The organism is Reichenbachiella sp. (genome assembly GCF_033344935.1).
Taxonomy (GTDB): domain Bacteria; phylum Bacteroidota; class Bacteroidia; order Cytophagales; family Cyclobacteriaceae; genus Reichenbachiella.
The window spans coordinates 1,926,898-1,950,927 of the sequence record NZ_JAWPMM010000001.1 but is presented as its reverse complement, the minus strand read 5'-3'; the positions used below and the strand labels follow the sequence as shown (position 1 = coordinate 1,950,927).

At 40.8% G+C, this 24,030-nt stretch carries 10 protein-coding genes, 1 tRNA gene and 1 pseudogene; 5 read left to right on the top strand and 7 right to left on the bottom strand.

Annotation, left to right across the window (positions count from 1 at the left end; all coding sequences use genetic code 11):
- Positions 1 to 52 precede the first annotated feature (52 nt).
- Positions 53 to 13,804, top strand: coding sequence for a DUF2341 domain-containing protein (locus R8N23_RS08445; RefSeq protein WP_318171146.1), 13,752 nt, complete (start codon positions 53 to 55; stop codon positions 13,802 to 13,804).
- Between the two features lie 37 nt (positions 13,805 to 13,841).
- On the opposite strand, the gene R8N23_RS08440 is transcribed toward R8N23_RS08445, so the two are convergent.
- Positions 13,842 to 14,414: a uracil-DNA glycosylase family protein gene (locus R8N23_RS08440; RefSeq protein ID WP_318171145.1), complete on the bottom strand. Its 573-nt coding sequence runs from the start codon at positions 14,412 to 14,414 to the stop codon at positions 13,842 to 13,844.
- A gap of 326 nt (positions 14,415 to 14,740) precedes the next feature.
- Here R8N23_RS08440 and R8N23_RS08435 point away from each other — a divergent pair, with 326 nt between their 5' ends.
- Both R8N23_RS08435 and R8N23_RS08430 read left to right on the top strand, forming a co-directional pair.
- Positions 14,741 to 15,376: a response regulator transcription factor gene (locus R8N23_RS08435; protein ID WP_318171144.1), complete on the top strand. Its 636-nt coding sequence runs from the start codon at positions 14,741 to 14,743 to the stop codon at positions 15,374 to 15,376.
- Positions 15,377 to 15,705: 329 nt separating this feature from the next.
- Complete coding sequence (locus tag R8N23_RS08430; RefSeq protein WP_318171143.1) at positions 15,706 to 16,086, top strand: DUF6864 domain-containing function; 381 nt, start codon at positions 15,706 to 15,708, stop codon at positions 16,084 to 16,086.
- A gap of 325 nt (positions 16,087 to 16,411) precedes the next feature.
- Here R8N23_RS08430 and R8N23_RS08425 read toward each other — a convergent pair.
- Positions 16,412 to 16,485 (bottom strand) — tRNA-Ile (locus R8N23_RS08425).
- A gap of 78 nt (positions 16,486 to 16,563) precedes the next feature.
- Between R8N23_RS08425 and R8N23_RS08420 the strand changes: the two genes are divergently transcribed.
- Together R8N23_RS08420 and R8N23_RS08415 are read left to right on the top strand one after the other, a co-directional pair.
- Positions 16,564 to 17,181, top strand: a complete 618-nt coding sequence (locus R8N23_RS08420; protein ID WP_318171142.1) for an HAD family phosphatase — start codon at positions 16,564 to 16,566, stop codon at positions 17,179 to 17,181.
- Positions 17,174 to 18,064 (top strand): annotated as a pseudogene (locus R8N23_RS08415) (site-2 protease family protein); the annotation flags it as partial. The gene R8N23_RS08420 and the pseudogene R8N23_RS08415, both read left to right, overlap by 8 nt.
- 374 nt (positions 18,065 to 18,438) lie before the next feature.
- Here R8N23_RS08415 and bshB1 read toward each other — a convergent pair.
- The 5 genes from bshB1 to rpsO form a co-directional block, all read right to left on the bottom strand.
- Positions 18,439 to 19,155 (bottom strand): bacillithiol biosynthesis deacetylase BshB1, encoded by a 717-nt coding sequence (gene bshB1 / locus R8N23_RS08410; protein ID WP_318171141.1) that lies wholly within the window; start codon positions 19,153 to 19,155, stop codon positions 18,439 to 18,441.
- A gap of 98 nt (positions 19,156 to 19,253) precedes the next feature.
- A complete protein-coding gene (locus tag R8N23_RS08405; protein WP_318171140.1) occupies positions 19,254 to 20,246 on the bottom strand; it encodes a M23 family metallopeptidase in 993 nt (330 codons plus the stop codon).
- A 39-nt stretch (positions 20,247 to 20,285) separates the two neighbouring features.
- Complete coding sequence (gene trxB / locus R8N23_RS08400) at positions 20,286 to 21,236, bottom strand: thioredoxin-disulfide reductase (RefSeq protein WP_318171139.1); 951 nt, start codon at positions 21,234 to 21,236, stop codon at positions 20,286 to 20,288.
- 185 nt (positions 21,237 to 21,421) lie between these two features.
- Positions 21,422 to 23,569, bottom strand: coding sequence for a polyribonucleotide nucleotidyltransferase (pnp, locus tag R8N23_RS08395; RefSeq protein WP_318171138.1), 2,148 nt, complete (start codon positions 23,567 to 23,569; stop codon positions 21,422 to 21,424).
- 119 nt (positions 23,570 to 23,688) lie between these two features.
- Positions 23,689 to 23,964 (bottom strand): 30S ribosomal protein S15, encoded by a 276-nt coding sequence (rpsO, locus tag R8N23_RS08390; protein ID WP_318171137.1) that lies wholly within the window; start codon positions 23,962 to 23,964, stop codon positions 23,689 to 23,691.
- Positions 23,965 to 24,030: the final 66 nt, after the last annotated feature.

Sequence of the window (24,030 nt, the reverse complement as noted above, 5' to 3'; positions counted from 1 at the left end):
ATCAAAATAGAGCTACTTTGTATTCAGATTTACTTGAAAAGGATTAATTATTATGAAAAGGTGGAAATCAATACCTGCGTTTCTATTATTAATTTGGTATGCATGCGGCGTAAATGCCCAGACAGGACCAGGTGGGGTGGGCAATTCTACAAATGTTCCGGTATGGCTTCGGGCTTCTGACCTTTCTGTTGGAGACGGAAATGAAATTATAACATGGCCGGATAAATCTGGGAATGGAAATGATTTTACCTCGTTCGCAGGAAATGGCGGGTTAAGACCAATATTGAGAACCTCCTCTATAAATGGACAACCAGGTGTACTTTTTCATGGAGATGCTTCCAGATTTGAAGATGAGGATGGCGAAAACTATATCAACAACCAGACGGGATACACACTTTTAACACTTATTCAATCTGATGAATTAGCTACCATCGATGTAGGGATTTTCGATTCTGAAGATCCAGATGGCGCCGATGATGAATTTACCTGGAGATATGACAATGCTGGTGCCTATGGTGGAGGAGACAATGTAATCAAATTCGGAGTTGAAGCAGGTGGGCAAAATCAATATGAGTCAGCTGACGATACCCATACGGTAGATCCTCAATTGATGCTTGGACTTTGGCAACAAGGAGAATTCAATGAACTTTGGCTTGACGGAGTACAAGACGTCCCCACTAATCAAGGAACTATTCAAACAGGGCTTGTAACCGGTGCATCAAAAGCTGTCATTGGTCGTGGTCCAAAAGATAACGGAAGTACGGGATGGGACGGCTATGTTCTGGAATTTGCCATTATACAATATAAAGTCAATAATGCGGAACGAATACTGATTGAAAACTATCTAGCTGCCAAATACAAGTTACCCGTAGCAAATGACTTTTACATTTTCGAAAACACTCATGGACATGACGTATCAGGAATAGGTCAAACAGGGGCAGACTCCCATACGAATTCTTATTCAGGAGACATTATTGGTGTAGGCAGCCCTTCCGCGCTAAACGATGGAGACTGGTTGTTATTCGGTCATGACAATGCAGATGTATCCACCTGGACATCTGCCGAACAAATCAATGGAGATCCTAACCTAGAAAGAATCGCAAGAGAATGGCGATTTGATGTTACGAACGACCCTGGCACAGTAACTTTATCTATAGATCCTTCGAATCTCCCAGTTTTAAATGCTGATTTTGATTTCTATACACTTTGGGTTGATTCAGATGGCGATTTTAGCAATGGTGCTGTAGCCTATCCCTTAACATTAAATGGTGGCATCTATGAAGCTTACAACCTGACAATAGCTGACGGGGATTATGTAACGGTCGGTGCCTATAGGCCGAATATCCAATTCACAAACACCAATTCTGCCGGAGATGAGGAGGCAAGCAACTCCCCCGACTTCAATGTAAGAATAGATTATGCAATATCGGCTGACATTGATGTAGATTATGCCATTAATGGTGGGACAGCAGTAATCAATACAGAATATACATTTACTGACGGTACCCTTACTATACCTGCAGGAAATACCTCTGCCAATATTACAACTGCTGCAATTTTGCCAGACGGTGATGTGGAACCGGATGAAACTTTTATCATCGAATTGGCTAATCCGGAATTTGGCATATTAGGCTCTAACACAACTCATACCTACACGATCAATGATAATGACAATACGCAGATCATTCAATTTGATGCTCCTTTTAGCTATGCCTATAAAAAACACATAACTGTCAATAGCAGCCAGGTTTCCGGATCATCCAACTTGGATGACTTTCCTGTAATGATCTCTTTTACAGATGTGGATTTCGAAACCGCTTCAGGCAAAATACAAAACACTTCTGGATTTGATGTTCGTTTTACTTTGGCCAACTCGGTGGTTTGGCTAGATCATGATCTGGAGTATTACAATGGGGCTACAGGAGAGTATGTCGCTTGGGTAAGAATTCCTTCACTCAGCTATAATGAAGATACAGAGATTGACATGTACTATGGCAATGCCAATGTTGTAACTGACCCATCTTCAACTAGTACGTGGGTAGATTATCACGCTGTATACCACATGGGTGATGACAATTTTACAGATGCCTCCATCAATGGCTATAATGGAACCAATTCGGGTACATCAGATGCTGTAGGAAAAACAGGTAGAAGTCAATCCTTTGATGGGAGTAGTCAGATTAACCTGAACACATTTCCTAATCTCGATGGAGCCTTCACCATATCCATGTGGATTAATGCCGGAGCAGCCGCTCAGAATGGTATGCTTTTTTCAGATGATGTTAACAATTCAGGCTACTTCTTGAATTATGGTCAAGCAGGAAATGAGCGAATCAGAGGTACACTACGCGGTACAGGTTTTAGCCCTGCCAATATAGACGATACTTACACCTATACTGCAGGTACATGGCAATATGTGTCTTTTGTAATAGACCGTCCAAACTTAGACAGAATCATCTATGCCAATGGAAACTCTAGTATCTCTGACTTATCCGATATTGGACTTATGAGCACAGATGCTGGTGTTGCCTCTATTGGAGGAGAAGGCGCAAGATATTTCAATGGCTCAATTGATGAGGTAAGAGTTTCAAGTGTGGTAAGAAATGCCGCATGGATTGCTACAGAATTCAACAACCAAGATGATCCCAGCACATTCCTCACTATTGATCCCGTAGAGGAAGTGGTCACAGGATTTGATATTTCCGAATCTACCGCTACAGTAGCTCTGACAGTTACTATCAATGCGGCAAGCGGATCGCTTACTCAGGTAAATTATGCTGCAACAGCTGGATCTGCAATCAATGGATCTGATTATACATTGGCCTCTGGTACTGTAGATATTAATATCGGTGAAACTAGCAACTACTTTGAGTTGTCAATCACGAATGATTTAATATATGAATCAGATGAGACTATTACAATTTCACTCTCTTCTCCCACTAATGCGAACTTAGGAACAAACAATACCATTACACTAACCATTGTTGACAATGATAATGGCCCGGAGGTTCAATTTGCCTCTTCGGCAGTTACTGTAAATGAAGGTACTTCACAATTTTACGTCCCTGTACAACTTAGCGCTGTAGCCGGACAAGATGTATCGGCTACCTATACCGTCACTGGTGGAAGTGCCACAGCAAATTCTGATTTCGTATTAAATAGTGGAACGATAACTATACTTGCTGGTAGTTTGACCAACAGCTTTATCGCCAACATCATTGATGATGGCACCATCGAAACATTGGAAACAATAGAAATCACGTTGTCCAATCCTACCCCTTCTCCTGATATTCTAATAGGTACTGATGATGTTATAACCATATCGATCAGCGACAATGATAATTTAGGGTATGATGGCCCTGGAGGTGTCGGATACAAAGATGGGTCAGGAACCCTTACCATGTGGTACATGGCGGACTCAGCAACTGTGACGGGAGGCAAAGTAACAGATCTGAAAAACCTTGTCGGAAATAGTGCTTATGACATGATCACACCAGCTGCCGACCCAGACTACATTAGTTACGATGGTACAGGAACACTTAATGGGCATGCAGAAATTAGTTTCAATAATGTTGAAGACAATCTGGCAACCAACAGCGTATTAAGTGCCTCCACTTTTCCATACAATGAAGCTACTTCGTTTATTGTAACCAGACATGATAACATGTCACAACAAGCCAACACCTATGGCACATCCAATACGCAAACCGGTGGACAGGCTGTCAATAGATTTGGCTCTCACCTTCCATGGAATGGCATCTGGTATTATGATATTGGAAATTGGAACGCTGGTGGCCGCTTGAATGCAGCTTATGACCCGACTTGGGTCGGAGAATATGGCATCTTCACCTATAGAGCTGATGCTTCCTCAGGTGGCACTAAAACTGCCTGGAGAAACAATACACAAATTGGAAGCAATACAGGCACAAGTGAGTTCCTAAATCATACAAGCAGTTATTTCCAATTGGGGCAATCAGAAACCAACGACTTCCAAGGAGACATCGTAGAGTTTTTGTTATTCACAAAACCTATCAATGAAGCACAAAGAATTATTATCAATAATTACTTAGCTGCCAAGTATGATTTGCCTATAACCAACGATTATTATGTTTGGCAAAGCACTCATTCTTTTGAAGTAGCTGGTATCGGACAAACAAGCGGCGAATCTCATGTAGCAGCAAAAGCGGGAGCCATTACTATCAGTGCACCAACCAATCTGGATGATGATGAATATGTACTTTTTGGTCACGATAATGAGGACATAACAACTTGGTCAACATCAGATATTCCAGATGGAGATTTCCAAAGATTAGATCGAGAATGGAGATTTGACCTTACTGGGACACCAGGAGAAATTACGATTTCGATTGATCCAGATATGGTGATCACCGAGCCAGTTGGGTACAACGAGTACGTTATTTTAGTAGATGGAGATGGTAATTTTTCGTCAGGAGCAGCCATATACCCTACAACTTTAATCTCTGGTGAGTATACTACAGAATCTATAGCTGTTACAAAAGGAGACTATGTTACACTTGCACTATTAAAACGGACGGCAGAATTTAGTTCTTCGGGAATAATATCATCGGAATCAAATCAGGGCTTAGTTACGGTGCAACTAGACTATGCTGCTGGATCTACCATCACCATGGATTACACCCTTACGGGTACAGCCACTTCCGGAGGGGTAGACTATGCAGCGGCTACAACCGGAACTTTTACAATCCTAGAGGGACAAGCTTCATCTACTTTGGATTTAGGCATCATTGATGAATCCATTAAAGAAGGGGATGAAACTATTATTATCACGCTTAGTAATCCTTCAGCCAACCTACAGCTGGGTGCACAAGCCAGTTTCACTTACACTATTTCTGATGACGACAACACCAGAGATATCTTTTTCAATGCTGCCTGTGAGTTTGGATTCAGCAAAGTTTTGACCATTAATAGTGGCGAAGTCATTGGGTCAGCAGACTTAACGAATTTCCCTTTGCTTGTGAATATTGCAGGAGACGCAGATCTCGCAGCCAATGTCCAAAATGCAAACGGTTATGACATCTATTTCAAATATCAAGACAGCACATTCTGGCTCGACCATGACATTGAGTATTTCAATTCTGGAAACGGAGACTTTGTTGCCTGGGTACTCTTGCCTACACTTGATTTTGATGACGACACGAACATCGAAATGTATTATGGCAATTCAGACATTACCACAGACCCATCCAGTAATAGAGTTTGGGATGAATATCTAGGTGTGTGGCATTTGCACGACAATGAAGAAGATGCCACTCCCAATGAATACGATGGAACTAACAACGGCACAGATGTGATTACCGGACGATTTGGAAATGGACGTGATTTTGACGGCGTAGGAGACTTTATCGAATTGGCATCTTTTCCAGATTTACAGCAAGATTTTTCAATCACGGCTTGGGTCAACCCTACGAATGTCAATGCAGGGTCAAGGGTTTTCATTGACGATGATAACAATACCCAAGGCTATGCATTATCTATTGGTGATCCAGGTAGTGGACGAGTACGATTTTATAGCAGAGGCACCAATCCAATATCTGTAGACGGTGGAGCAGGTCAAGCTGCTACAGCCGCAGCCTGGAATTTCGTTAGTGGTGTAGCTGACTACAATGCGGGTGGTAGCAGAATTATCTATGTAAATGGACAAGAAGCAGCCAACGTCTCACACACTTCTCAAATGGGTGTAGATGTCGGTAGTGCAGCCATTGGTGGTGAAACACTCTCAGGAGAAACTGGTAATCGATTCACTGGTATTATGGATGAAGTCCGGGTATATAATGGATTATTATCTCCAGAAAGAATTCAAACAGAATACAACAATCAAATAGAAAACTCAACATTTTATAATTTGCCACTTACAGAAGTAGCAGGAGCAGGATGTGTTGTTGCTGAAAATGATGGAACTTTCTCAGCTACTGTGTCGATCAACCCATTTGATAATGCAAGCACAACCACTGCTACATACACAGCTACTGGTGGAACAGCAGTGAATGGTGAAGATTATACTTTGGCTAGTGGAACCGTGACCATACCTCAAGGTGCTACCAGTGCATCTTTTGAAATCGAATTAACTAATGACTTGCTGGACGAGGTAGATGAAACTATCATTTTAACCATTTCAAACCCATCTTCAAACGCAAAAATAGGAAGCAATAGCACCATTACTTATACGATTCAAGATGATGATAATGTTCCGGAAATTGATTTTGTTGACACCCAATCTAGTATCAATGAAGGAACCGCAACCGTAACCATTGGGCTTCAACTTAATGCGGAGTCCGGAAATGACGTCACAGTGCAATATGGATTGAATGGCAGTTCCACTGGCACAGACAATGTTGATTTTATTATTCCTTCCAGTACAGCAACCATTACTGCAGGAGACTTGAATACCAATATCACTTTGAGTATCATAGATGATATTGATTTGGAGGCTTTGGAAACTATAATATTAGATATCAGTAGCCCTACAAACGCAACCCTGGGATCAAACATACAGCATACCATGACCATCAATGATAATGATGACTTGGGATACAACGGCCCCGGTGGAGTTGGTGAATTTGATGGTTCAAAAACACTAAAATTATGGTTGGCAGCAGACTCAGCTGCCACTACAGGCACCGACGTCACTAACTGGGACAATGCCGTTCCTACTATTACTGGCTTAGACTTTACCCCTGTTGGTACTAGCCCCTCAAAAATTGAAGATGCAGTAAACGGACATGCAGAGATAAGTTTTGCCAATGTAAATGATGCGCTAATTTCTAACTCCACTTTGGCAGCTTCTACTTTTCCATACAATGAAGCTACTTTCTTCATTGTCACGAGAACAGATAATTTATCTCAACAATCCAATGCTTATTCCACAGCTACTGCTGCAACTGGTGCTACCGGAGCGAACAATATTTCTGCAGATATACCTGGCACTGGAAATTACGATTTTGATATTTCAGGAGTCAATATAAGCAATACGTACCCATCGGCTTGGGCCAATGGTGATCATAGCATCTTTGCTCATCGAATCACTTCTGATAGCTCTATTGTTTGGAGAAATAACGGGATTATTGGTCAAACTGCCACCAATTCAAACCCTTTTACCAATCATTCCAATTACAATTTTTATATTGGAAGAGAAGAAACAAATCCCTTTCAAGGAGATATTGCTGAGCTGATCATGTTTACCCGACCGGTAAACAATACGCAAGTAAACATCATCAACAACTATTTATCTTCTAAATATGACATTCCTGTAGCCACGGATTTATATGTATTTGACAATACCCATGGCAATGAAGTAGCAGGAATTGGGCAGACTTCAGCTACCGACCAGCATGTGGCTGCAGAGGCAGGCGTAATTACAATAAGTAATGCCAGTACATTAGCGGACGATGACTATGTGCTATTCGGACATGACAATGCATCTATTGCTTCTTGGGTAACCACAGATACGCCTGAAGGAGATAGTATCCGAAGAGTATCCAGAGAATGGAGATTCGACCTAAACAACGATCCGGGGACAATTACAATTGCGCTTGATACTGATTTGCTACCTACGATCATCTCAGGTTATGAAGACTATGTGATTTTTGTGGATGCTGATGGTGACTTCACTGATGGAGCTTCTGTTTACCAAACTACATTAGTTGATGGCCAATACAAGGCTTCTGAAGTTCCAGTTGCATCTGGAGATTATGTTTCAGTGGGAATCATTATCCGTACCATTGAATTTAATTTAGCGAATTCAAATGGATTAGAAAGTACATCTGAAAATGTTGGCATTAGTTTAAACTATGCCTATAATACGGATATCAATTTTGATTATGCCATAACTGGTGGTACGGCCACAGGTGGAAATGTAGATTATTCAACAGCAGCCACTGGTACGTTGCAATTTTTGTCTGGTCAAACTAGTACTTCCCTTCCGTTGGGGATTAATAATGACGGTCTGATAGAATCAGATGAGACCATTATCATCAAACTTAGAAATGTCCCTTCAGGCTTTAGATACAGTGCAGATAGCATTCATACTTACACCATCAATGACGATGACAATGCACGAAGTATTCAATTTTCTGCAGCTGCATCCGCGGGTGACGAAAGTGTCACAGACATTCAGCTAACTATTGAGCTAAATAACCCCGATCCAGTCAATGAAACCAAAGCCTATCTATCAGTAACTGGAGGAACAGCAGAAGATTCTCCAGCTCCAGATTATACGCTTGTTGCTGATACTGTTAGAATTGCAGCTACAGAAAATAGCGTGACTTTTGACTTCAGTGTATTGGACGATGTGTTGGATGAAGCTGATGAAACGATTGAAATCAGTTTGACTAGTCCAGGAAATGCGAATTTGGGTACGAATGCAGTCTATACTTATACCATTCAAGACAACGACAGCCCTGTTTCTCTAGAATTTCAAGATGCTGCTACTACCATAGATGAAGGAGGAAACATCGCTCAAATAGTTGTGGAACTATCAAATCCTTCAGGACAAACTGTGACAGTTGATTATGCTGTATCTGGCGGTACTGCTATTGGTTTTGGTACAGACTACGCCTTGGCGGATGGTATACTCTCCATTGCTCCTGGTAATCAAATCAAATCCATCAATGTTGCTTTAACAGATGATACAGAAGAGGAAAGTGCCGAAACCATTATTATAGATATTAGCTCCCCAACTGGAGCAACGTTAGGTGCTCAGACCCAACATACCATCACCTTGATAGACAATGATGCACAGTACGGATTCTACGGACCTGGTGGAGTGGGTGGAAAGAAAAGCAATCAATTGTGGCTTGATGCAGAAAATATTAATGGAACTGGGGTAAGCGGACCAACTGATGGTGCGACCATCACTACATGGACTGATCGATCCGGTAACAATTATGATTTTACAGCTGTAGGTATTGCTTCTACTTATGATGCAACTGGTCTCAATGGCAATGGAACAATTACTATTTCGAATGCTACCCAAGGGTACCGAGCTCCTGCCAACTTTAGCAACTCCCTATCAAATTATTCTTTCTTTACTGTTGCACAACAAACTGGTGGTCAATACTTGGCAGAAACTACAACAGCAGCAAGTGGTAATTTCAGTCTGAATCAAGGTGCCAATGGTTTGTACTATTTAAATAGCGGGGACTTCCTTGTAGGAAATTCCAGTACAGATATAGACATTACGACATGGATCTTCGATGCTGAAGCCACGCCAAATGCTCAAGTGAGACGCGATGGAACTGCACTTGCAAGTGACAACAATTTTGCGGTCATGGGACTTAGCAATGATTTTAGTGTTGCCAGTAGAGCAACTGGAGAATCTACCGCGGACTTTGAAGGAGATTTATCGGAGTTTATTATCTATAAAAAACCACTTAATACAGCTCAACAAAACATTGTTGAAAACTATCTATCCTCAAAATATGGAATAGCTGTCAATACGGATTTGTATAGTTATGACGGTACGTATGGCGCAGATGTAGTGGGCATTGGACAAGAAGCAGATGGCCAACATTTACAAGCCATGTCTGATAGTTTACTAATGCTCAGTGGGGCTAGCTCATTAGGTGATGGAGACTACGTTTTCGCTGGTCACGACGGTGGTAGCAAGCTGACATGGACTACTACAGAAGCACCTAATAGTGGATCCAATGTAAGAAGAATATCAAGAGAATGGAGAACTGATTTGACAGGTACTCCAGGCACAGTGATCGTTAAAATAGACACGACACAATTGCCCGTGCCTCCTAACGGATATGACCAATATGTAGTTTGGGCCGATGCAGATGGTGATTTTAGGTCTGGAGCCACTACTTATCAATTGGAGTACTCACCTATTTTTGGATTTCATGTTACAGACCCGATCACACTAGCCGACGGCACATTTATTACTTTAGGCGTGGGTCAAACTGTAGTGCAATTCAGTCTGAGTAGCTCAGATGGAAATGAGAACGTTGCTAATCCTAACATTCAAGTTTCTCTGAATTTTACCATGGGAAATGATGTAACTGTAAACTATGCAGCTACTGGTGGCAGTGCGCAAGGCAATAATGTAGATTATCTATTGACAGCAGGAACACTGACTATACCTGAGGGTCAGATGAGTGCCAACATTATTCCTGGTGTAATAGATGATAACGTATTGGAAAATGATGAAACCATTACAATCACGTTGACTACACCATCGGCCAATGTATCGCTTGGAAGTATATCCGAACATACCTACACCATTCATGACAATGACAATACAAGAGCCATCTCTTTTTCTACTCCACTAAGCGATACTCAGCTGGAATCAGTAGCAAGTAAAACAGTGACTGTGGAGGTAGATGTCGTTGACCCGTCTAATCCAACGACCGTGGATTTGGAACTGGTGGCTATTGGGAATACAGCAACTGAAACTGATGATTTCACTTTATCAACGACCACAGTAACTATCCCTGCCAATCAATCAACGGCTACTTTTGATATCAATATTGTGAATGACACCTTTTATGAAAATACAGAGGTTATTACGATTGATTTGACCAATCCTAACAATGCACAGTTGGGTACAGATGATCGTTACACCTATACCATTACAGATGATGACACCGCTCCTACAGTGGCGTATACTGAAACTTCTTCTTTTGCTTCAGAGACAAGTGGAACAGCTACTATAGAAGTATCATTGAGTACCACTTCCGTAGCCGATGTTACTATAGACTATAGCGTCACAGCTGGGACAGCCACGGATGGAATAGACTATACGCTGGCAGATGGTACACTTGTCATAAGTGCAGGTGAAATGGATGAAAATATTCTGGTTACATTGGTTGACGATATCTTATCTGAATCGGCAGAAACCATAACCGTAACCATTAGCAACCCTAGTGGGGCCACATTGGGCACTAATCAGATACATACCATCACTATCATTGATAATGATGCAGCCGGCGGCACTGGCCCTGGTGGAGTTGGTAATTCGACAAATAATGTGCTTTGGTTGAGAGGAGATCAGTATGACGGAGCTACCTGGACTGATATTTCAGGAAATAACAATGACTTGAATGGCGGGGTTTCGCCAAGTACCAGTACCAATATTAATAGTCTTGCTACCGTAAGTTTTGATGGCTCCCAATATTTGTCTGCTGATGCCTTGACTGAAGGTGCTGAAGATTTTGATTTTTTCTTTGTGACCAATTCATCTGCAACCAGTGATCAGGTACTATTTCACGTTGACGGCAGTGGCACAGAAGATCTAGCTTTTGGTTATCATCATTCGAATGGTGCATTTTTAGATCAAAACGGATGGACAGGAAATGAGCTAGCTGTTTCCGGTACAAATATCATTCAACTCAATTTGGAAAGTGGAAGCAATAATGCCGAATACTCTGTAAATGGCGTCGCACAAGCAAGTACCACCTATACCCCTACTGCCATCAGTGGAAGTCGTGCTTTGGGTGCATTAACCACAGGAGCAGAAGGATTTGTAGGAGATATTGGAGAAGTAATCGTGTTCAACAATAACTTGAACGATGCTCAGCGCATCATTACACTAAATTACCTTTCTGCCCGATTCAACATCAATATTGGGGCGCTAGACCGCTATGCTTATGATGGAGCAGGTGGGTTCACAGGCAATCTGATAGGCATTGGAAGGGAAGATGCAACTAATCTTCATGTCGAAGCAACGTCTGAGGATTATTTAACCGTCAAAAATCCAAATAGCCTTGAAGATGGAGATTATCTACTATTCGCCAACGATAATGCGGATGCCACGGCCTGGACCACAACAGAAACTCCAAATGGTAGCACAAGAAGAATAGCTAGAGAATGGCGTGTAGATGAGACCAACGAAGTAGGTACAGTGACGCTGGAAATAGATAACTCTGCCCTCCCTACTCCACCAGAAAGTGGATTGACTTGGGTACTCATGGTTGACAGCGATGGTGATTTCAATACAGTGGACAATTCATATCCACTGACTAATATTGGAGGTAATATTGTAAGCATCAATGGATTAGACTTCAATACAGGCGACTACTTTACTTTTGCACTTGTGAAGTTTGAAACTACTGGAGCTAGTTTCGATTTCAATAACCCGATAGCTTGGACTACAGGAATCGTCCCAACTGAAGGCACAGATGCAACCATCGTAAGTGGTCACCCTATGTTCCTATCATCAGATGCTGTGGTTGGGTCTTTGACGATTGAAACTGGTGCTTCCTTAGATTTAAGTGGTCAAACAATTGAATTTTCAGATGGCTGTATTACACTTGAAGGTACTGCTTCTGTAGATGTCGCTACCTCAGGTAGTTCTATTGGATACGTAAACCCTAATGTGATAGAGCAATGTGTCACAAGTATGACTTACAACAACATATTCACTGAAGGTACAGCTGGATCTGTTAAATACTTATTAGGTGATATTGTCATACTTGGAGACATGAATTTAACCAGCGCATCTGGATTAGCAGCGACTTTCGACGCCCGTGAGTTAAGTACTACAAATGATTATGATATTACGATTGCAGGCCATTGGACCAGTGAAATTACTTTCTTACCGCGGTCTGGTACAGTTACTTTTGATGGTACTGCAGATCAAAGTATCGACACAGACGGAGGTGAAACCTATAATAATCTGATCATCAATAAAGCGACTGGCGATGTGGACCTTCAATCTAGTGTATCTACCAATGGAACAGTTACTTTGACTTCTGGAAATATTGATTTGGGCATTAATGATTTGAACATAACCAGCACTTCTACAATTTCAGGAGGTGATGCGACGAGTTACATCGTGGCTGACAATATTGGAGTGCTTCGACATGCCATTACGGCTTTGAGCACAGCTTACACCTTCCCGATTGGCGATAGTGATGAATACGCTCCATTTACTTTCACCTTGAATCAGGGTACTTTAAGCTCATCCAATGTGACCATCAATATGAGAGATACTAAACATACCAACATAGAACAGGATGACTATATCACTCGTTATTGGTCGCTTAATAATGAGAACATCACAGGCACACTAGATTACGACGTTTCATACACCTATCAACAAGTTGATGTAGTTGGAACAGAACTAGCATTGAAAGCCAGAAAGTTCTCTGCTTCAGGAGATGCCATAGGCGGATCTGTGACAGTAGCGACCAATGTATTGGCTTATACTGGACACGATTCCTTCTCGGATCATACCGGCGAATCATTGGCCATTGCAACTCCAGTAGAACTAATGAGTTTTGATGCGTTACTTACAGATGCAGGCGTCGAAATTCATTGGCAAACCGCGAGTGAGCTTAACAATGATTATTTCGAACTAGAAAGATCGGGTGATGGAATTGCCTTCGAGGTGATTGGAAAAATAGATGGAAATGGAACGATCAACGAAATAATGAGTTATAGCCATTTGGATAAAGACCCTTATTATGGTATATCTTATTATCGATTGGTACAAGTGGATTACGACGGTACATACACGATCTACAATCCAATTGCAATCGACAATGATCTGTTCAGATCAGAAATGGAACTTACGCTATTTCCTAATCCAACAGATGAGTACAATATCAATGTGAGAATTGCCAGCGGTGATGAAAACACCCCAATCCAAATCTTGATTTATGATTTGATGGGACATTTGGTTCATAGTGAAACGATTGAAGCCATCTTGGGTATTTCTAATCATCAGATACAATCTAACACCAGAATGGACATAGGCGTATATCAGGTAGTCGTGTCACAAGCGAATAATCAACAAATCCAAAGATTAATTATCAAGTAAATCGAAAGCACGCACATACAGTCGGTATGTGCAGCTTTCAATACAAAATTTCATCTATTAAATGTTTTAATTGAGGTAAAACAGACTCATCAAACCACTGATTTTTGGCTCGCCATATATTGTTGCGCGGAGATGGATGAGGTAGTACAAAATAGTCCGGTAGGTACTCCTCAAAGTGTCTCACCGTATCTGTCAGTGTTTTCTTCACTCTTTCACCTAAATAGTAGTTTTGAGCATACTGCCCAATCAGAAGTGTAAGTTTAACCTCTTTCAGCTCGTTTAATAGTACCTCATGCCATTGAGCAGCACATTCTGGCCTTGGAGGTAAGTCGCCAGATTTTCCTTTTCCGGGATAACAAAACCCCATGGGAACAATGGCAATATTCTTGGGGTCATAAAAGCATTTTTGATCTATACCTAACCATGACCTTAAATTTTCTCCACTTTTATCATCCCATGGCACTCCACTGGCGTGCACTTTGGCACCAGGCGCTTGACCGATGATCAGTATTTTGCTCGATTTACTTGCATTTAGGACAGGCCTGGGTGCATGGTTTAATTGAGACTTGCAAATTTCGCATTGTCGAATCTCTTGAAGTAAAGACTGCATAAGTGATAAAAGTTAGATCCTGACTGAAGATACTCAAGAATTAACAGCTCTTCGAGTTTCGTGCTCAAACTTGAGTTCCTACTCTTCATCATCTTATTTACTATTCCAGGCTAGATATCATCAATCTAATTCATCATTAAACCGATAACCACTGCCCTTCTATTTCTCTCCAGCATTCGGTTTCCTTCATTTTTAGTCAAATTTCAGCTTGCATTTCTGGTCACTATGGTCAAAATCAAATTCTTAAAGGTTATAGAAAGACCTGTTTATTTTTTAGATTTAAACTAGCAACATGTAACCATAACCTCTACCTAACCCCCTAACTCATGATTAAAGTTGTGCTGGCTGACGACCACGAAATAGTAAGAAAAGGAATCCGATTATTGATCAATGGCAAGAAGAAAATTGAAATTATAGGAGAAGCTAATGATGGACTTCAAGCAGTAGAACTAGTCAATAATCTAAAGCCAAACGTCTTGATAACCGATTTAACTATGCCTGGCCTATCTGGGATTGAAGTAGCCGCCAAGGTGAAGAAACACCATCCTCATACCCATGTACTTATACTATCGGCCTTTTTTGATGAAGAGAATATTTTAAAATCATTCGAAGCCGGTGCTTTGGGTTACCTTCCTAAAAAATCGAACGAAGAAGAATTGATCCACGCCATAGAAGAAACGTCACTAGGAAAATTGTTCTACACTCCTTCAATCATGGAAATTGTAGGTGCATCCCTAATCGAAAGAAAAAGTCTTGGGGGTGACTTAGGGGCCTCGTTGACCACACGTGAGAAAGAAATTCTCAAACACTTGGTCAATGGCTCTACCAATAAAGAAATAAGTGCCAATCTCTTTGTGAGCACCCGAACAGTAGATGCACACCGCAGAAACATCATGAAAAAACTAAATGTGCATAACAGCGCTCAGCTGGTTAAAGTAAGCATGGAGAAGAAATTGGTGTGATTAAATACGTACGTTAGGTCGCATGGGGTCTTGTCTCAGAAGCTGGCTAGTCACCCAATACAGATGCGGATGATAGTCTTTCGACTGTCGTGGCTGTTCGGAGAATACTTAGACAATCACTACAACTATGTACATGTAGTAGATACAAAAAGCTTGAAATCAGGTTCGCAAATTAAGGTACAAATAAGATACAATCAAAAGTCGAACATTTTTTAGGACGAGCTAAAAACGTTCTCTCAAAACAATCACTGACAGAATAATAAATGCGGTTAAGAGGAAGTAATAAAAAATAAACTAAACATTGTTATATTTAAAAAATAATATTGGCAATGATAACAGCAAGCTCAAAAAACGGAAAGCACAAAAGGAAGCTCATTTTTAATGAAAATATCTTGTTAGTCGACAAGTATGATGAGATTCAATTTGAAGTAAAAGAAAAGAGTCTTAAACTAACGTTAAAATTCAAATTTGTTGACGAAGGAAAAAAATATGCAGCAGATATTGAACAATTTGATGAAGGCAGAATTCTAGAATTCACTTTACATGGATGGTACCACGATTTCAACATTGAGAACACAAACCCAGTTATATGGGAGTCTACAAATAAAGACCAAGTTCTTTGGATCAAGTATTCAACAAAAAGCCAAAAAGAACATACATTCAGAGAATTTCATATTACAGTTTGGAAGGAGGTGAAAGATGCTTCGTAACCCTGATGAACAAGGTGGCATAAGTACAGAACCCAGTAAGTTAGAAAAAAATGTTGGTCCGCATATAAATAGTATTATAGTCGGTGCCTTGATTATTTGCTGTGTGATTTGTTTCACCATTATTGTCGCGGTCAAAGAACAAATTGATGAAAACATTACGACTTATTTTGCCTCAATAACTTTAGCACTAACAGGTTTCTTTGCAGGAACTCAAATAAACAAAAGGTAGAAATCATCTCCGCTGAGCTACGGAATGACTGGTCTTTCAATTTACGTTTTTGGATAAAAAAAACCTCCAACACTTTCGTATTGGAGGCTTAGTCTGTGGGCCCACCTGGGCTCGAACCAGGGACTTTCTGATTATGAGTCAGATACTCTAACCAACTGAGTTATAGGCCCTTCAAAATAGTCTAGGAGACTGCCTTGAATTTGGAGGTGCAATGTTACATATTTGCCCAAAATTACACAAACAAACAGGTGAATATCAAAACAATAATTTTTGATCTCGGTGGCGTGATCATCGATCTTGATTTCAAACGTACACCAGAGGCTTTCTCTAAGTTAACAGATTGGAAATTTGAAGACATCTACCAAATGTACTTTGAACCTGGTTTGTTTCAGGATTATGAAAAAGGACTCATCTCTGATCTAGAACTTAGAACAGGAATCAATAATTTGTTTGGCACCAACCTCACCGATGCGCAAATAGATAAGGCCTGGTGTGCTATGCTGGGTAGTATTCCTAAAGCCCGTCTCGACTTCATGAACGAGCTGAGAAAAAAACACCAAGTCTTGGTACTAAGCAACACCAATACCATCCACGTAGAGGCCTTTAATCAAACTATAAAGCAAGTATCTGGCGAGGAGTCTCTGGAGGCTTTTGCCGATGAGGTATACTTCTCTCATGAGCTAAAGATGAGAAAACCTGACGAGGAGATATATCAAGAGGTTTTAAATCGATCCAACAACAAAGCCGAAGATTGCTTATTTCTAGACGATACCCAGCACAACCTGGATACCGCAGCTCAGTTAGGCATACACACCATGCACATTGCCCATCCAGATCAAATATTTAACTTATCAGCACATGTTTAAGGACAAAGAAGATAAAACTAAGCTCATACAAATTGGGCTATTCATTATTACCTTGATAGTCACAACATTCGCTGGAGCAGAATGGATGACTGGCAAATCGCTGTTATACGGGGAGAACACCATCACACAGACTGAACTTTTCAATGGACTTAAGTTCTCTATCCCCTTTCTGTTTATTCTGACTGTACATGAATTTGGCCATTACTTCATGGCCCAGTATCACAAAGTAAAAGTGACCCTTCCCTTTTATATCCCATTGTGGCTCGGTTTTATCCCTGGCGTGCCATCCCTTGGCTCTATGGGTGCTTTCATCAAGATTCAGGACATCATCGACAGCCGTAAAAAATATTTCGATATTGGTATTGCCGGACCATTGGCTGGTTTTGTGGTTGCCCTTTTAGTACTGGTCTACGCCTTTACTAATCTACCCGAGCGTGAGTCTATTTATAAAATTCACCCTGATTATGAAACTTATGGATTGGACTACGCTGATCATGTTTATACCTACGAACATTACATGCATCAGCATTATGGCCTTTACATGGAAGACCGTGCCCAGGACTCGTTGGCTCATGTGGCAGAATATGGAAATATCGAAAACTGGGGCTACCCAGCCTTTGAGCCATGGCCTTCTTATACTTCCACTTCCCTTGGCGGAAATCTCTTGTTTACATGCTTTGAATACCTATTTGTTTCGGACCCTGACCAAGTACCAAACAAGTATGAAATGGCGCATTACCCTTGGCTTTTCGCCGGATTTTTGGCTTTGTTTTTTACTTCTTTGAATTTGCTTCCTATTGGACAGTTAGACGGAGGACATATCTTGTATGGATTGATTGGATATAAGCAACACCGAAAGGTCTCTCAAGTATTATACATCGGTTTTCTTTTCTACGCGGGACTAGGCCTAGCCAATCCTCACCGCTTTTCAGACAGTATGATCAATGAGTTAATCTATTTGGGTTTTCTATTTTTATGTTTCACCAAATTCACTACTCAAAATAGAGATAAACTCATGTACGCCTTGGGGATATTCTCTGCTCAAATGACATTAAACTTCTTTTACCCTACACTTGAAGGATATTCAGGTTGGTTGCTCTTTGCATTTATATTGGGTAGAGCTTTGGGTATTTATCATCCACCAGTTATTGTCAATCAACCTTTGGATATGAAAAGAAAAGTATTAGGTTGGATTTCTCTTGGGGTATTCGTTATTTCTTTCAGTCCCAAGCCCTTCAATGTGGAGGAAATCAGGCCTCAGAGTAAAGAGGTCAAATCCGAGACACCAGGCATTCTATCTGCAATAAATCCCTCGCCGTATTTCACACGAATAGACATGCCGAACTCTCTGCCCCTAGCCTCAATTAATTCCATAAATTCGGGAGTGGAGATCAACGTATTAGACGATTCTCCAGAAGGGTCAAAAAACTGAGACTTGTAGGCTCTTACTGCTTCCATTCTGGTTTCCCAAAAGTCGGAAACGTCTACCACAAAATTTGGTTTGTGAAAATCTGTCTGAATGTAGTGATATAAGTTTTTGATGTACCAGTTTTCTTGTGCCTTCCCTTCTAAATCAGTTTTCACATTCTTCAGTCCAGCTAAAAAAGTAGCGCGTTTTACAACCTGAGCTCCTTTGCCATGATCTGGGTGGCGATCTGCTATGGCATTGGCCAAAATAACATCTGGTTGATACTGTCTAATTTTTTTTACTACCTCAAGCACATGTTCATCATCATTTTTGAAATACACGTCTTGAAATTTAAGATTTTCTCGAATGGTCAAACCTAGAATTTCACTGGCTGCTTCAGCTTCTGCATCACGAATCTCAGGGGTTCCTCTGGTTCCCATTTCACCTCGAGTGAAATCCACCAAACCTACTTTTTTGCCACTAGCAATCAATGAAAGAATAGTACCTCCACACGATAACTCAGCATCGTCTGGATGAGCAGCAAAAACAAGAACATCTAATTTCATATTTATACTTTTTTGTCATTTCGACGGTAGGAGAAATCTCATCGTCAATAAAAAATCATTAAGACTTCTCGCTGTCACTCGAAGTGACAGAAAAAAAATCAAGTAATCCTTAAGCGCTGACCAACTCTCAAGATAGTACTTCTTCTGATTCCATTCAAACGGCAAATCTTATTAATAGATACACCATAACGATAACTAATATGACTCAAAGTATCTCCACTGCGTACGCGATGATACCTGATCTTGCGAGCTTCTTTTAAATAAGAGAAGGTATCTGGTGTAACAATCATGGTGGTCGTGCGAATGGTATCCATATCGAAATTGAATATCTCTTTGGGGTCAATTGCATTGCCCTGATATCTCGTTTCAAAATGCAGGTGAGGTCCACTACTTCTTCCTGTGCTTCCTCCCAGGCCTAGCACGTCACCAGCTTTCACCACATCGCCCGGCTTCAACAACCGCTTACTCAAGTGTCCATAAAGTGTTTCTAACCCATTGTAATGTCTAATCAAAATATAATGGCCGTAACCGTATCGGTCATATTGAGCTACTCTTACGATTCCATCAAATGCCACTCTGACGGAATCCCCTGTTTTTAACCTTAGATCATCCCCATAATGCCATCGCCAGCGTCTCAAGCCAAATGGAGAGGTAACTTCTGTATTGGGAATAGGCAGGCACCAATCTAAAGCTGGGTTTTCAAAGGTCAATGAAAGCGCAAGGGTATCCGAAAATTTCTCTCCATCGATTTCATAAGGGTTCACTTTAGTGGTACTCCAGGTGCTGTAATACTCACGAAGCGTCACCCATACTGAGTCTATCATCAATTGCTCAGTCACCTGAACAGGAACATCATAGGCCAATATTACTTCGGCAGTATCTTCACGCAGCATATTTAACTCACGCTGCAGTGAAACCTCCTCCTCCATCGCCAAGCTATCCCAATAAGCATCTTCAATGACAAAAATATCTTCATCTATATCGATGATGGTATCCTCAGGAATGATTGGAACTATCTCTTTGTTTTTGAATTTAAAAAAATCCTTCAGCTTTTTCTGACTGAAGGATTTGTTTGCCGTGAACAATGACACAGCACATATTATTACGATTACTCTTAGTATCAAACCTTATTATTGTTCTACACTTTCAAATTCTTTGGCTGCTAAGAATCGCTCAGCATCCAGGGCACCCATACAGCCAGTACCTGCAGCAGTTACTGCCTGACGGTATACTCGATCGGCAGCATCACCCGTTACAAACACGCCTTCCACTTTTGTCTTGGACGTACCTGGCTCCACGATTAAATATCCAGATTCATCCATTTCCAAATAATCTTTGAAGATATCTGTATTTGGCTTGTGACCAATGGCAACAAAGAAGCCGCTGATTGGAATCTCTCTCTTCTCACCAGTAACAGTGTCAACCACTCTCATACCTTCAACTTCATCTTTACCCAACACTTCATCGGTAGATGTATTCCAAAGCACTTCGATGTTTGGTGTATTCAATACACGCTGTTGCATGATTTTAGAAGCACGCATTTCATCTCTTCTTACCAAAAGGTAAACTTTAGGGCAAATATTCGCCAAGTAAGTAGCTTCTTCTGCAGCGGTATCACCACCACCTACAACAGCCACTTCTTTTCCTCTATAAAAGAAACCATCACAAACCGCACAAGCTGATACACCTACATTCAATAGTCTTTTTTCAGATTCAAGTCCTAAGTATTTAGCGCTTGCTCCTGTTGAGATAATAACAGCCTCAGCGGTAATCTCATGCTTCTCATCTACAATCACCTTGTGTGGGTAACCAGAAAAGTCTACAGACGTCACCAATCCAAAGCGAACATCGGTTTCAAACCGTTCAGCTTGCTTCTGAAGATCAGTCATCATTTGAGGGCCATTCACACCATCAGGATAGCCAGGAAAGTTCTCCACATCATTAGTGGTGGTCAATTGTCCTCCAGGCTCACCACCAGTGTACAATACTGGCTTCAACCCTGCTCTTGAGGCATATATAGCAGCTGTGTAACCCGCAGGTCCTGAGCCTATGATCAATACTTTTACGTTCTCTTGAGTCATTATTTCAATACTTCTATTTAAAAATGATTTTGCAATTTAGCATGAAGCTAATCGACTATAAAACATTTAATATCAAAAAAAGTTTACGCAGATAGATAATCTTTATCTATGAGCAAATAGCTTTTTTTTAAACAAAAAACCACGCATCTAGGCGTGGTTTTTATCTATAATTTCAAAAGGGTTAATTACCCTTCTTTTTTTTCTGGCTTTGGTAAAAGCGCTTTTCTTGACAATCTGAACTTACCAGTTTTCTTGTCGATTTCGATCAACTTCACTTTGATCTCTTCGCCAACTTCTAGTACGCCGTCCATATTCTCCACTCGCTCCCATTTGATCTCAGAAATATGAAGCAAACCATCTTTACCAGGCATGAATTCGATAAACGCACCAAATGGCATGATCGACTTCACTTTACCTTCGTAAGTCTCCCCAACATCTGGCGTAGCCACAATGTTGTTGATTCTTCTTAGGGCTTCTTTCATCGCATCTCCATCAGCAGTAAAGACGTTTACGATACCGTTTTTATCGTCTTCTGTTACTGTTACAGTCGCGCCAGATTCTTTCTGAATCTCCTGAATGATTTTACCACCTGGTCCAATTAATGGCCCGATCATTTCTTTTTCAATTCTGATCATGGTAGATCTTGGTGCATGAGACTTCATATCATCTCTAGACTCAGTCATGGTCTTTCTCATTTCACCAAGGATATGAGCTCTACCTGCTTTCGCCTGCATCAATGCTTCTGTCAATACTTCGTAAGACAAACCATCCACTTTAATATCCATCTGACATGCAGTGATACCGTTGTCGTTTCCAGTTACTTTGAAGTCCATGTCTCCCAAGTGATCTTCATCACCCAAGATATCTGAAAGGATCGCATATTTTCCTGTCTCTGAATCAGAGATCATTCCCATCGCGATACCAGACACTGGCGACTTCAACGGAATACCCGCATCCATCAACGCTAGTGAACCAGCACAAACTGTTGCCATAGAAGACGAACCGTTAGATTCCAAAATATCAGAAACTACTCTGATAGTGTATGGATTCTCTTCGTCTGCAGGAAGCATTGGCTTGATGGCTCTCCATGCCAAGTTACCGTGACCTACTTCTCTACGTCCAGGACCTCTGTTTGGTCTAGCTTCTCCAGTAGAGAATGCAGGGAAGTTGTAGTGTAAGAAGAACTTGTTGTATCCAGAGTGCACTGCACCGTCTACCATTTGTTCGTCTAGCTTGGTACCCAAAGTAACTGAAGTCAAAGACTGAGTTTCACCTCTAGTGAAAATAGCAGATCCGTGCGCTGATGGCAAGTAATCTACCTCAGACCAGATGGGTCTGATTTCGTCTAGTTCACGTCCGTCCAATCTTTTTCTTGTGTCTAATACACACTGTCTGATTGCTTCTTTTTCCACATCGTGGTAATATTTTGCAATCAAACCTTCGTTGTGAGACTCACCTTCTGGTAATTCAGGAAGTCCTTCTTTGTATTCTTCGATAATCGCAGCAAATTTCTCCTTACGGATACTTTTGTTTGGATTACCTTCTTTTGCTACTGCATAAACTTTATCAAAAGTTTTTGCTTTGATGTCCGCTCTTAGCTCTTCATCTGGCTCTTCTTCGTGAGAATACTCTCTCTTTTCAGTTTTGCCTACAGCTTCAGTTAATTCCAACTGAATATTACACTGATCAATAATAGCCTCATGACCTGCTTTAATCGCACCGATCATAGTTTCCTCAGAAACTTCAAGCAACTCACCTTCTACCATCATGATATCGTCTTTAGTACCAGCGATGATCATGTCCAGGTCAGAACCTTCCAATTGAGTTTTGGTAGGGTTGATGATGAATTCACCATCCTTCTGAGCTACTCTTACCTCAGAGATCGGTCCTCCAAATGGAATATCCGATACGGCCAAAGCAGCAGAAGCAGCCAATGCAGCCAATGCATCTGGAAGATCGTTTTCATCCAATGAAATCAAAGAGATCATTACTTGTGTTTCAGCATGATAGTCGCTAGGAAACAATGGTCTCAATGCTCTATCTACCAATCTACAAACCAACACCTCGTTGTCAGACAATCTGCCTTCTCTTTTCAAAAATCCACCAGGGATTTTTCCAGCTGCAGCAAATTTCTCTTGATAATCAACAGACATTGGAAGGAAATCTACACCTTCTCTAGCTTCTTTGTTAGACACTACTGTGGCCAACAACATGGTTTTACCCATTTTGACAACTACCGAACCGTCAGCCTGCTTGGCCAATTTTCCAGTCTCGATAGTAATCTCTCTGCCGTCTTTTAATTTGACGGACTTTGTTACTACGTTTAATGACATAAGTAAAATGTTAAATTTTGACTAAAAAATTGAGTGTGAGTGAATGTCAAAATTTGTTATTAACGAGTGAGAAAGAACAAAAAAGGAAGTCTGTGAGAGACTTCCTTTTGCGCATATTTTTATTTTCTTAATCCTAATTCAGCGATTACCGCTCTATATCTTTCGATATCTTTCTTGTAAAGGTAATCGAGAAGGCTTCTTCTCTTACCTACCAATTTCAAAAGACCTAATCTAGTAGAGTGATCTTTTTTGTGTGACTTCAAGTGATCTGTCAAGTGATTGATTCGGTGAGTAAAGAGAGCGATTTGTGATTCCGCAGAACCTGTATCCTTCTTAGACTTCAACCGACCATGATTTTCAAACAATTCTTGTTTCTTATCTGTTGTTAAATACATGCTTAGTAAAAAGTTTAATTAATTGTATTTTTTCGAAATGCAAAATTAGGAATTCAAATCATTAAA